12 protein-coding genes are annotated in these 12096 nt (G+C 70.4%); all 12 read left to right on the forward strand.

Annotated elements, in window-relative coordinates:
* The first annotated feature begins 340 nt into the window (after positions 1-340).
* The 12 genes from LVB77_RS20010 (at position 341) to LVB77_RS20065 (ending at position 12075) form a co-directional block, all read left to right on the forward strand.
* Positions 341-1777 carry a Do family serine endopeptidase gene (locus tag LVB77_RS20010; protein WP_232907953.1) on the forward strand — a complete coding sequence of 479 codons (1437 nt, stop codon included), beginning with the start codon at positions 341-343 and terminating at the stop codon, positions 1775-1777.
* Positions 1778-1876: 99 nt separating this feature from the next.
* Positions 1877-2239, forward strand: coding sequence for a hypothetical protein (locus LVB77_RS20015; protein WP_232907954.1), 363 nt, complete (start codon positions 1877-1879; stop codon positions 2237-2239).
* An 8-nt stretch (positions 2240-2247) separates the two neighbouring features.
* The gene (locus tag LVB77_RS20020) at positions 2248-2847 is read left to right on the forward strand and encodes a phage holin family protein (protein WP_232907955.1); all 600 of its coding nucleotides are present in this window, start codon (positions 2248-2250) and stop codon (positions 2845-2847) included.
* A 43-nt stretch (positions 2848-2890) separates the two neighbouring features.
* The gene (locus LVB77_RS20025) at positions 2891-3295 is read left to right on the forward strand and encodes a hypothetical protein (RefSeq protein WP_232907956.1); all 405 of its coding nucleotides are present in this window, start codon (positions 2891-2893) and stop codon (positions 3293-3295) included.
* Positions 3292-4419: an AI-2E family transporter gene (locus tag LVB77_RS20030; RefSeq protein ID WP_232907957.1), complete on the forward strand. Its 1128-nt coding sequence runs from the start codon at positions 3292-3294 to the stop codon at positions 4417-4419. Before LVB77_RS20025 ends, LVB77_RS20030 begins: the two co-directional genes overlap by 4 nt.
* 115 nt (positions 4420-4534) lie before the next feature.
* Positions 4535-5266 carry an HAD-IA family hydrolase gene (locus LVB77_RS20035; protein ID WP_232907958.1) on the forward strand — a complete coding sequence of 244 codons (732 nt, stop codon included), beginning with the start codon at positions 4535-4537 and terminating at the stop codon, positions 5264-5266.
* Entirely contained in the window at positions 5263-6645 is a 1383-nt protein-coding gene (locus tag LVB77_RS20040) for a leucyl aminopeptidase family protein (RefSeq protein ID WP_232907959.1), read from the forward strand. Before LVB77_RS20035 ends, LVB77_RS20040 begins: the two co-directional genes overlap by 4 nt.
* Before the next feature lie 381 nt (positions 6646-7026).
* On the forward strand, positions 7027-8898 hold the full coding sequence (locus LVB77_RS20045; RefSeq protein ID WP_232907960.1) for a Calx-beta domain-containing protein: 1872 nt from the start codon (positions 7027-7029) through the stop codon (positions 8896-8898).
* Positions 8899-9018: 120 nt separating this feature from the next.
* The gene (locus LVB77_RS20050; protein WP_232907961.1) at positions 9019-9585 is read left to right on the forward strand and encodes a hypothetical protein; all 567 of its coding nucleotides are present in this window, start codon (positions 9019-9021) and stop codon (positions 9583-9585) included.
* A complete protein-coding gene (locus LVB77_RS20055; protein WP_232907962.1) occupies positions 9582-9890 on the forward strand; it encodes a transcriptional regulator in 309 nt (102 codons plus the stop codon). The genes LVB77_RS20050 and LVB77_RS20055 overlap by 4 nt, the downstream gene beginning before the upstream one ends.
* A 96-nt stretch (positions 9891-9986) precedes the next feature.
* A complete protein-coding gene (locus LVB77_RS20060; RefSeq protein WP_232907963.1) occupies positions 9987-11270 on the forward strand; it encodes an efflux RND transporter periplasmic adaptor subunit in 1284 nt (427 codons plus the stop codon).
* A 112-nt stretch (positions 11271-11382) separates the two neighbouring features.
* The gene (locus LVB77_RS20065; protein WP_232907964.1) at positions 11383-12075 is read left to right on the forward strand and encodes an ABC transporter ATP-binding protein; all 693 of its coding nucleotides are present in this window, start codon (positions 11383-11385) and stop codon (positions 12073-12075) included.
* Positions 12076-12096 lie beyond the last annotated feature (21 nt).

The raw sequence follows: 12096 nt of genomic DNA on the forward strand, positions 1-12096 counted from the left end.
TTGGGCTCCTGTCGCTGCGAGGACCACTACATGTAGTGTCGAAGCGAGGACTCAAGCTACGCCCGGCCCTGGACGGTGTCAACGGTTTTTTTGATGACGGTCACGTGTCGGGATGAAGTAAAACGACACACGCGCGCCTTACGTAAACGCGCTGAGAATGCGGCCACAATTTGTGTGTGCGCCATGAGTACAAACCCTCAGGCGGAACACTTCATCGCATATTTAGCGGGCTTGACCGACACTTCGTTCAGCTGCGCGCACGCCCGCGGCGCCGGGCCCGCACGGGCCGGATCGCCGGGCGGCCGCCCCTCCTTACAACGTCCTTACGGAACGGTACTCGATGCGTCCTCGCCCCCTGCCGACCCTGCTCGCCCTGACCCTGGCCGCCGCATTCGGCGGTTTCGCCGCGACCGCGATCCGCGACGGGCTGGAGGCGCCCGCCCAGGCCTCGCCGGCCGCGGCCGCGCTGCCGGCGGTGTCGGCGCTGCCGACCGCGGTGGGCGGGCAGCCGGTGCCGTCGCTGGCGCCGATGCTGGCGCGGGTGACCCCGGCGGTGGTCAGCGTGCACGCCAAGCAGACCGTGCGCATCCGCAACCCCTTCGCCAACGACCCGATGTTCCGGCGCATGTTCCCGAACATCCCGCAGGAGCGGATCAACGAATCGCTGGGCTCGGGCGTGATCATCGACGCCAAGAACGGCTACGTGCTGACCAACCACCACGTGATCGAGGGGGCCGACGCGGTGTCGGTGACGCTCAGCGACGGGCGCACGCTCAAGGCCGCGTTCGTCGGCTCCGACCCGGACACCGACATCGCGGTGATGAAGATCCCGGGCGAAAACCTCAGCGCGCTGAACCTGACCGATTCCGACGGGCTCAAGGTCGGCGACTTCGTGGTGGCGGTGGGCAACCCGTTCGGCATCGGCCAGACGGTCACCTCGGGCATCGTCTCGGCGGTGGGCCGCAGCGGCCTGCGTGGGCTGGGCTACCAGAACTTCATCCAGACCGACGCCTCGATCAATCCCGGCAACTCCGGCGGCGCGCTGGTCAACCTCAACGGCGAGCTGGTCGGCATCAACACCGCCAGCTTCAATCCGCAGGGCAGCATGGCCGGCAACATCGGCCTGGGCTTCGCGATCCCGGCCAACCTGGCGCGCTACATCAAGGACCAGCTGATCGCCAACGACGGCGTGGTGCGGCGCGGTTCGCTGGGCCTGGAAACCCAGGACGTGGACGCGCGCCTGGCGCAGGCGCTGAAGCTGGACGAGCCGCGCGGCGCGGTGGTCACGCGGGTGTTCGCGGGCAGCGCGGCGGCGGCGGCGGGATTGAAGGCCGGCGACGTGATCCTGAGCGCCAACAACCAGCGCATCGACAACCGCGACGCGCTGCGCAACTTCGAGGGCCTGCAGGCGATCGGCGGGCGGGTGGCGCTGGACGTGCGCCGCGACGGCCGGCCGCTGCAGCTGACCGCGACCCTGCGCGAGCAGCCCAAGGCCTACGCCGGCACCGAACTGGACGAGCGCCTGACCGGCGCCAGCTTCGCCGAGCTGCCCGAGCGCCTGCGCCAGTCCGGCGCGGCCGGCGTGCTGATCGAGTCGGTGGCGCGCGGCAGCCGCGCCGAGCGCAACGGCCTGCGTTCGGGCGACGTGGTGGTGGCGGGCAACGCGGGCGATTTCGAGGATCTGCCGGGCTTCCGCGCGAGCTTCACACGGCCTCCGGCACAGTTGGTCCTGCGCGTGATGCGCGGCAACGCGGTCGCCAATCTGTTGATGCAATGAAGCGGGTCGGGCGATGACGTCATCTGGATCAGCGATCATCGCCGGACGCGCTAGCAGACCTTAAGCAGACAAAGTCCCGCCCCCTCCCAGGAGAATGCAATGAGCCCTACCTCGACCGACGCCATGAAGGCCAACCTCGGCGAAGCCGGTACCCACCTCAAGCAGGCGGCGGCCGATGCCGGCGAAGCGATCCGCGGCGCGGCCGGCGCGGCCGGCGACGAACTCAAGATCGGACGCGCCAACGTCAAGGCCGACCTGGCCGATGGCGCCCTGGCCGGCATCGCCGCGGCCGAGCACGCCGGCGGCGCGGCGCGCGAGCAAGTCGACGTGCTGATGGACAAGGGCCGCGACCTGATCGAAAGCGCGGCCGATCTGGTGCGCGAACGTCCGCTGGCCTCGTTCGGCGTGGCCTTCGCGGCCGGCTTCATCATCGCCAAGCTCGCCCGCGGCAGCGACAAGTAAGCCCAGGCATGCAAGCCACAGGGGACCCGCGCCCGCCGCAGCCGCCCGGCAGCGGCGGTGCCGACGCGCACCAGCCCGATGCCGGCGGACCGGACGCCGCGAAGGCCGCACCGGACCTGCTGGAATCGCTGCGCGAATTGGGCGATACCGGCCGCGCCGGATTGGGCGCGGCCGGCGACACCGCCAAAGCCCTGCGCAGCCTGGTCGCGGCCGACATTTCGCTGGCGCGCAGCGCATTGGGCCGCGCGCTGGCGCTGATGGGCGTGGCGATCGCGTTCGGCGGCTCGGCCTGGCTGTTGCTGATGGCGACGCTGATCGTGTTCCTGAGCCGCACCCTGGGCATGCCGTGGTCGCTAGCCCTGCTGCTGAGCGCGCTGCTGAGTCTGGCGGTGACGGCGTGGGCGGGCTGGCAGGCGGTGCGCTACTTCGAGCACACCCGCATGCAGGCCACGCGCCGGCAGTTGGCGCGGCTGGGCATCGGCGAGCTGGCCGACGTCACGCCGACGCCGGGCTCGCCGGAATCGGCGCGCGATGCCGCGCGGCGCTGGCCGCCGGCCGGCCCGGGTGCCGGCAAGGACGACCGCGGCGTCGACCTGACGCCGCCCTGATGCCGTTTGTTTCCGACCCACCGTCCAGACAGAGCGCACGCGCATGAGCTTCGAACAACTGATCGCCAAGGTGCACCAGGCCGAGGACGTGGTCGAAGCGCATGAGCGGCGCCTGGTCGCGCATCTGGACGTGATCAAGCAGTCCTGGCGCGAAGCCTGGACGCCGGGACGCATCGTGATCGCCGGGCTGGTCAGCGGCTTCGCGGTCGGCCGCGCCGAGCCGCTGCGCGTGGCGGCCAAGAGCGGCGGCATGATGCAGATGATCTCGATGCTGTCCAGCCTGTTCGCCGGCGGTAGCGCCGGCGTGGCGGCCAGCCAGGCCGAACGCGCGGCCGACAACACCGAAACCGTCGCCGCGGCGGTCGAGGAAGGCGAGGAAGCCGCCGTGGCGCGCGCCGAGGCGACGGTGCAAGCTGTGCGTTCCACCGCCGATCCGATCGACTTTTGAACGCGTCCGCCGAGCACGAACCCGAACCCGCCGCCGACGCGCCCGCGCCGGCCGACGACGAACCGCACGCACCCGCGCCGCCGCGACCGCGCGCGCCGGCCTCTATGGTGGTGCTGGCGACGCTGGCGGTGGGCGCCACCCTGTGGGCGGCGCAGGCGCTGATCCTGCCGATCCTGCTGTCGGCGTTCTTCGCCCTGATCGGCAACCCGATCATCCGCGGCCTGCGCAAGCTGTGGCTGCCGCGTTTCGCCGCGGCGCTGCTGGTGCTGATCGGCGGTCTGGCCGCGGCCGGGCTGCTGGCCAACCAGTTGATCGAACCGGCCGGCGAGTGGGTGCGGCAGGTGCCGCGCGAGATGAAGCAACTCGCGCCCAAGCTGCGCGAGATGACCAAGCCCATGCAGGAGGCCAACCGCGCCGCGCAGAACATCGCGCGCGCGGCCGGCGGCGAGAGCACGGCCAAGCCGGTGCAGGTGGTCAAGACCGAGCTCAACGACCCTTACAAGTCGCTGACGTCCACGCCCAAATACGTGGCCTCGGTGCTGGCGGTGGTGCTGCTGACGTTCTTCTTCATGGTCTACGGCGAAAGCCTGCAGCGCAACGCGATCAGCCTGCTGCCCGGCTTGCGCGAACGCAAGATCACCGTCGACATCCTGCATTCGATCGAGCGCGAGATCTCGCGCTACGTGCTCACCATCAGCCTGATCAACACCGCGCTGGGCCTGGCCCTGGCCGGGGCCTTGTTCTGGCTGGGCGTGCCGCTGCCGGAGGCGCTGCTGTGGGGCACGATGGCGGCGATCCTGAACTTCGCGCCGTACGTGGGCCCGCTGATCGGCATGGTGACCATGCTGCTGATGGGTTTCGTCGCTTTCGACGAGGCCTGGCGCGCGCTGCTGCCGGCCGGCCTGTACCTGGTGCTGCATACCATCGAGGGCCAGATCGTCACGCCGATCGTGCTGGGCCGGCGCATGCGCCTGTCGCCGCTGGTGCTGATCCTGGCGCTGATGTTCTTCGGCTGGCTGTGGGGCATCGTCGGCCTGCTGCTGGCGGTGCCGATGCTGGTGTGCGTGAAACTGGTGCTGGCGCGCATCGAAGGCCTGGAGAAGTGGTCCAAGCTGCTGGAGTGAGGCCGCAGGCCGAGGCGTCGAGTGCCGCGTGGCACACAGCTTGTGAGTGAAAACCCCTACGCGCCTCGCGCGGGAAAACCGCGGCCGTGCGCGCATTAGGCGCTAAAATGGCGCGATGACTTTCCCCGTCCGCGCCATCACCCTCGACCTCGACGACACCTTGTGGCCGATCGCGCCGGTGATCGTGCATGCCGAACGCGCGCTGGGCGACTGGTTGCGCGAACACGCGCCGCGCACCGCGCAGCGCTGGCCGGCCGAGGCCATGCGCACGCTGCGCGACCAGATCGCCGCCGAGCATCCGCACCTGGCGCACGACTTCACCCACCAGCGCAAGCTCACCCTGGAGCGCATGCTGCGCGAGGCCGGCGACGACACGGCGCTGGTCGCGCCCGCGTTCGAGGTGTTCTTCAACGCGCGCTGCGAGGTCCGCCACTACGACGACAGCGTGGCCGCGCTGGAGCGCATGGCCGCGCGTCTGCCGCTGGCCGCGCTGAGCAACGGCAACGCCGATCTGCAGCGCATCGGCCTGATGCATCTGTTCCGCTTCCAGCTGGGCGCGCGCGAGCACGGCGAGGCCAAGCCCGCGGCGAGCATCTTCCACGCCGCCTGCGCGCGTTTGGACTGCGAGCCGCAGCACGTGCTGCACGTGGGCGACGACATCGAGCTGGACGTGGTCGGCGCGCATCGCGCCGGGCTGCGCAGCTGCTGGATCAACCGCCTCGACGAGGCAGGCCGCCGCCGCGAATGGCCGCACGCCGGCCTGCGCCCCGACCTCGAATTCGACACCCTCGCCGCGCTCGCCGACTGGCTGGACGCGGCCCAGACCCCGGACACCGCCGCCGCATGAACCTGCCCCTGGGCTTTACCGATTCCGCCACCGACGCGCTGCCGCTGCACCTGGTCGCACGCACCGACTTCGCCGCCTGGCACGCGACGCTGCCGCCGGCCAGCGCGGCCTGGGTGACGGCGCAGGGCTACGAGGCCGCGGCCGGCACGCTGCTGACCCTGCCCGGTGCCGACGGCGGCCTGGGCGGCGCGGTGCTGGGCATCGGCGATGCGCTGGATCCGTATTCCTATGGCCATGCCGCGTTCGGCCTGCCGCTGCGCACCTGGCGCGTGGCCGGCACGCACGACACCGCGACCCTGGCGGCGCTGCGCCTGGGCTGGGGCCTGGGCAGCTACCGCTTCAGCCGCTACAAGCAACCGCCGCGCGCACCGGCGCGCCTGCTGGTCGAACGCGACGACGCCGAAACCGACGACCTGATCGCCGCCTGCCTGCGCGTGCGCGACCTGATCAACACGCCGACCGAACACATGGGCCCGGAGCAGCTGGAAGCGGTGGCGCGCGAGATCGCGCAACGCCACGGCGCGCAGATCGACGCGGTGACCGGCGACGAACTGCTGAGCCAGAACTTCCCCGCCATCCACGCCGTCGGCCGCGCCTCGCACCGCGCGCCGCGCCTGATCCGCCTGCGCTGGGGCGACGAGGCGCATCCGCACGTGGCGCTGGTCGGCAAGGGCGTGTGCTTCGACACCGGCGGCCTGGACCTGAAGCCGGCCGACGGCATGCGCAACATGAAGAAGGACATGGGCGGCGCCGCGCACGCGATCGCCCTGGCCGAGCTGGCGATGGCGCGCAAGCTGCCGCTGCGCATCACCCTGCTGGTGCCGGCGGTGGAGAACGCGGTCGGCCCCGACGCGTTCCGGCCTGGCGAAGTCATCGCCACGCGCCAGGGCATCAGCGTGGAGATCGACAACACCGACGCCGAGGGTCGCGTGGTGCTATGTGATGCGCTGACCTATGCCGGCGAACTCTCGCCCGCGCTGGTGCTGGATTTCGCCACCCTGACCGGCGCGGCGCGCATCGCGCTGGGCCCGGACCTGCCGGCGCTGTACAGCAACGACGAGGCGCTGGCCCAGCGCTGGCTCGACGCCGGCCTGCAGCAGCGCGATCCGCTGTGGCGCATGCCGCTGTGGCGCCCGTACCTGCGCTATCTCACCAGCGCCATCGCCGACATCGCCAACGGTGGGCCGTCGAAGATGGCCGGTTCGGTCACCGCGGCGCTGTACCTGGAGCGCTTCGTGCCGGCCGCCCTGCCCTGGGCGCACCTGGACGTGTACAGCTGGAACGACGCCGACCGCCCGGGCCGTCCCGCCGGCGGCGAGGCGCAAGGCCTGCGCGCGGCCTACGCGCTGCTGAAATCCCAGAGCGGCTCGACGCCTTAAGCCACCGCCCCCGCGGCCGTGGACACCGACGCTAGCGACGGTGTCTGGCCGTCCTGCGCGTGCGCGTGCCGCAACCAGACCGCCATCGCGGGCGTCCGCTCAGCGACGCGCGCGTCACGGTGAACGCACCGGTCCGCCGGCGGCGTGCGGCTGCCGACGTTTTTCGCACGCTGAATGGGCGCGATTTATCACCTTTTCCAAACCTGAAATGTGTAAATTGCCTTGAGGTAGCCCGCCACTGATCGGCCGCCCGATGGCCGTACCGTGATCGCCACCGCGTGAATCCCCGAGGCGTCGGACGCCGCGGGGCCGGTGCGACGGCTGCCATGGGTACGCAAGCAAGCGCCAGCGCCCTGGCGCCGGGTTCAAGGAGGAAGGGGAATGCGGGATCACGCGACGCGCCGGCTCGGCGCCTTGGGCTTAGCCGTGGCCGCGGCGATATGCGCGCCCAACGCCGCCGCACAGGTGCAACGCACCTTCGTCAATCTGGGGTTCGAGCAGCCGGCGCTGACCGGCAGCAGCTGCTATCTGATCATTTCGGCCGACGTGGTGCCGGGCTGGAACACCGACCACCCCGCCAATGTCGTCGGCGGCACCTGCACCCTGGCCGGTCAGCCGGGCGGCGCGGCGATCAACGGCCCCATCGAGATCTGGCGCGGCCCCAGCTTCAGCAGCGTGCCGCCGCGCGCCGGCAATCAGCACGCCGAACTCAACGCCTACACCGCATCGCGCCTGTCGCAGACGATCTGTCTGACCAATGGCGAGCGCGTGGACTGGCGGCTCAGCCACCGCGGCCGCAACAGCAACGTCACGCCGGACGTCATGAACTTCAACATCGACAGCACCACCAACACGGTGGCGGTGCTGTCCAGCACCACCGTGGCCGGCGGCGCTCCGGTCTGCCTGGACAGCGGCAGCGTCGACAACCTCAGCTGCACCGTCGGGGCCGGCGGCAACGGCTGGGCCGATTACTCGGGCAGCTTCAACTGGAACGGCACCAGCGGCAACCACAACTTCGGCTTCCAGGCCGTGGGCGGCGGCGGCTCCGGCAACTTCCTCGACGACATCCAGATCACGCTGCGCCCTTATCTGGAATTCGACCCCATCACCTACACCACCCGCGAAGGCCAGGCCGTGCCCTCGCTGCCCACCATCCGCATCACCGGCACCGTGCCGGCCGGCGGCATCACCGTGCTGGTCAACGTCACCGGCGGCACCGCGACCTCCGGCAGCGACTACACGGCCGGCGCCAACGTCAACGTGGCGATTCCCGCCGGCACCTACGACGACAACCGCTTCGCGATACCGATCACCATCACCGACGACAACGTGATCGAGGACAACGAGACCGTGCTGGTGCAGGTGTTGCCCAACGCCGCCGCGTACACGCTGGCCTCCACCACCACCTGCGGCAGCGCGACGGTGCAGAACACCGCCACGCTCACCATCCTCGACAACGACGTCGACCTGCGCGTGACCAAGAGCAACAGCGGCAATGCGACACCGCCCGCTGGCGGCACCACGCAGTTCACCGTCGCCTACACCAACAACACCGCCAAGCCCACGGTCGGCGACACCACCGCGCACGATGCGGTGGCGACCATCGCCGACGCGGTGCCGGCGGGGCTCACCTTCACCAGTTGGACCTGCGCCGGCAGCAACGGCGGCGTGTGCCCGGCGGCCAGCGGCAGCGGCGCGATCGCCGGCAGCGCGACCCTGCCGGCGGGCACCGGCGGCGTCGCTGGCGGCACGGTCACTTACACCATCAACGCCACCCTCGGCGCGACCCAGTGCACCGCGGTCACCAACAACGCCTCGATCGCGACCAACACGCCTCTGGCCGAAGGCGCGTCGGCGCAGGCCGGGTTCGTCACGCCGGTGCCCGGCGGCAGCGTCAACAACGCCGCCACCGCCCTGGTCGATCCGCTGTGCGCCGATCTGACGATGACCAAGAGCGAGAGCGGCAACCCGACGACTTACACGCCGGGCGCGACCACCACCTACACCTTGCAGGCCTGCAACCAGACCGGTCCGGACGGCGCCACCGGCGCCACCATCAACGACTCGCTGCCCAACGGCGTGACCCTGACCGCGCCCTGGACCTGCAGCGGCACCGGCGGCGGCACCTGCCCGGCTAGCGGCGGCAGCATCGGCGGCAACACGGTGGCGATCGCCGGCGTGAACCTGCCGGTCGGCGCCTGCGTCAACGTGCTGGTGCCGGTGATCTTCAGCGCCAATCCCGCGGCGTACTGACGCCTTCCCGCCCGCCAAGCCCGGCCCGCACTCGCTGCGGCCTGGGCCTGGTCGTAAGGTCCGCTTGCTTTACTCTGAAATCCAGAGTACTTTGCAAACACCTTCCACCGACCCGCCGCCATGACCCGAGACGAACTGCAGAGCAACCTGGACTACGTGGCCCGCGCCGTGCGCAAGCGCGAGCGCCCGCCCGGCGTGCCGGCGATCTACTTCCTGTGGGCACCGCTGGTGCTGATCGGCTTCGCCCTGCCGGATTGGGCGCCGCATGCGGCCGGGCTGTATTGGTTCATCGCCTGCATCGGCGGCGGCGCGCTCAGCGTCTGGCTGTCGATGCGCGACGAGCGCGTGCACGGCGTGATCGACCGCGAACGCAGCCGCCGTTACGGCTTCCACTGGCTGGTGGCCGGCGTCGCATTCGGGCTGACCGCGTTGCCGATCGCCCTGGGCCGCTACGAGATCCAGACCGTCGCCAACTTTCTGCTGACCGGCGGCACCGTCTACGCATTGGCCGGCGTGCACATGGATCGTCCGATCCTGTGGAGCGGCCTGATCATGTATGCCGCCTACGCCGCGATGATGCTGTTCTCGCCGCCGTATGCCTGGACCTTCGCCGGTATCGCGACCGCGGCCGGACTGACCTGGGCCGGCATTTCCGCGCAGCGTCGCAGGGGCGGAGCGTCGCAATGAAGGCGCTGGCGGCTCTCGATCCTGAGTTCGAGCACCGCGTGCGCCTGGCGATCGCGGTGCTGCTGATGCGCCACGACGAGATCAGCTTCGCCGCGTTCAAGCAGCAGCTTCAGCTCACCGACGGCAACCTCGGCGCGCAGCTGCGGCGGTTGGAGGAGGCGGGCTATCTCGCCTTGCGCCGCGACTTCGTCGAACGCAAACCGGTGACCTGGTACCGCATGACCGACAGCGGCCGCGGCGCGCTGGAACGCCACCTGGGCGCGCTGCAGTCGATGATCGCGGCGGCCGGCAGCGGCGCGCCCTAGCGCCGCCGCAGCCTGCTGACAGATTCTGACTTCCGGCAGGTTGGCGCCTGAACGGCCTACGGTCACACTAGGCACACTTTTTCGTCCGGTTGGGATATGGCGACTTCTTCCGATCTGCTCAAAGAACTCCGCATCGACCGCAGCGCTCCGCCGCCGCCGTCCGGTGGCGGGCGCACGCTGTGGATCGCGCTGGGCGCGGTCGGCGTGGTCGCCCTGCTCGGCGTCGTCGGCTGGGCGGTGTTCGGCCGCAACGCCGCGCCCGAGGTCAAGACCGCCACCGCGGTCGCGGTCGGCCAAGGCGGCGGCAGCGCGTCGGTGCTGGACGCGACCGGCTACGTGGTGGCGCGGCGCATGGCCACGGTCTCGGCCAAGATCACCGGCAAGGTGCGCGAGGTGATGATCGAGGAAGGCCAGCGCGTCGAGGCCGGCCAGATCATGGCCACGCTGGACCCGATCGACGCCAACGCCGAACGTTCGCTCGCCGACGCCCAGCTGGGCGCCTCGCAAAGCGAAACCGCGCGCGTGCAGGCCCAGCTCAAGGAAGCCGAGATCAACGCCAACCGCCTGGCCACGCTGGTCAAGCAGCAGCTGGTGTCGCGCTCGCAATACGATCAGGCCGTGGCCACGCGCGACTCGCTGCGCGCGCAGCTGCTGACCTCGCAGCGCAACGCCAAGGTCGCCGGCGACCGCCTGCACATCGCCGACCTGGGCGTGGACAACACCATCGTGCGCGCGCCGTTCGCCGGCGTGGTCACGGCCAAGGCGGCGCAGCCGGGCGAGATCGTGTCGCCGCTGTCGGCCGGCGGCGGCTTCACCCGCACCGGCATCGGCACCATCGTCGACATGGACTCGCTGGAAGTCGAAGTGGACGTGGGCGAGGCCTTCATCGGCCGCGTGCAGCCGAAGATGCCGGTGGAGGCCACGCTCAACGCCTACCAGGACTGGAAGATCCCGGCCGAGGTGATCGCGATCATTCCGGCCGCCGACCGCGGCAAGGCCACGGTCAAGGTGCGCATCGCGCTCAAGACCAAGGACGCGCGCATCGTGCCGGACATGGGCGTGCGGGTGAGCTTCCTGGAAGCGGCCAAACCGGTAGCGGCCAACCAGCCCAAGCCCGGCGTGCTGGTGCCCACCGCGGCCATCGCGCAGCGCGACGGCGCCGATGTCGCCTTCGTGGTCGCCGACGGCAAGGTCGCCCAGCGCGCGCTCAAGCTCGGCCGCAGCCTGGGCGACGACCGCGAAGTCACCCAGGGCGTGGCCGGCGGCGAGACCGTGGTGCTGAACCCGGGCAACGAGTTGAAGGACGGCGCGCGCGTGCGCGTGGCCGCCGAAGGCGGCGACGATGCCAGCAGTGACGAATCCGGTTCCAGCAGCGAATAACGTTCAAGGCGGGATCCGGGAATAAGCGTTCGAGCTGGCCGAAGCCATCCGACCGCACTCTCGCAACCCGACTCCCAATCCCGAATCTGCGCTCTACAGAGGAAGTCCAACGATGGATACGCTGGTTTCGATCCGCAACCTCAAGAAGACCTATCAGCGCGGCCCCGAAAAGGTCGAAGTGCTGCACGGCATCAACCTCGACATCCCCAAGGGCGACTTCGTCGCGCTGATGGGGCCGTCGGGCTCGGGCAAGACCACGTTGCTCAATCTGATCGGCGGCCTGGACAACCCCAGCGACGGCGAGATCGAGATCGAGAACCAGCGCATCGACCGCATGAGCGCCGGCCAGCTGTCGCAGTGGCGCAGCAACCATGTCGGCTTCGTGTTCCAGTTCTACAACCTGATGCCGACCCTGACCGCGCAGAAGAACGTCGAGCTGCCGCTGCTGCTGACCAAGCTCAACGCCGCCCAGCGCAAGCGCAACGCCGAGATCGCGCTGCAACTGGTCGGCCTGGCCGAGCGCGGCAAGCACCGCCCGAACGAACTGTCCGGCGGCCAGCAGCAGCGCGTGGCGATCGCCCGCGCGATCGTGTCCGACCCCACCCTGCTGATCTGCGACGAGCCCACCGGCGACCTGGACCGCCAGTCGGCCGAGGAGATCCTGGCCCTGCTGCAGTCGCTCAACCGCGACCACGGCAAGACCATCGTCATGGTCACCCACGATCCCAAGGCCGCCGACCACGCGCGCCGCACGATCCATCTCGACAAGGGCACGCTCGCGGGCGAAGGCGGCGGCGCGCACTGAGTTCCGCACGCGCGCGCTCCC

It is taken from the genome of Lysobacter sp. 5GHs7-4, from assembly GCF_021284765.1.
GTDB lineage: Bacteria > Pseudomonadota > Gammaproteobacteria > Xanthomonadales > Xanthomonadaceae > Lysobacter.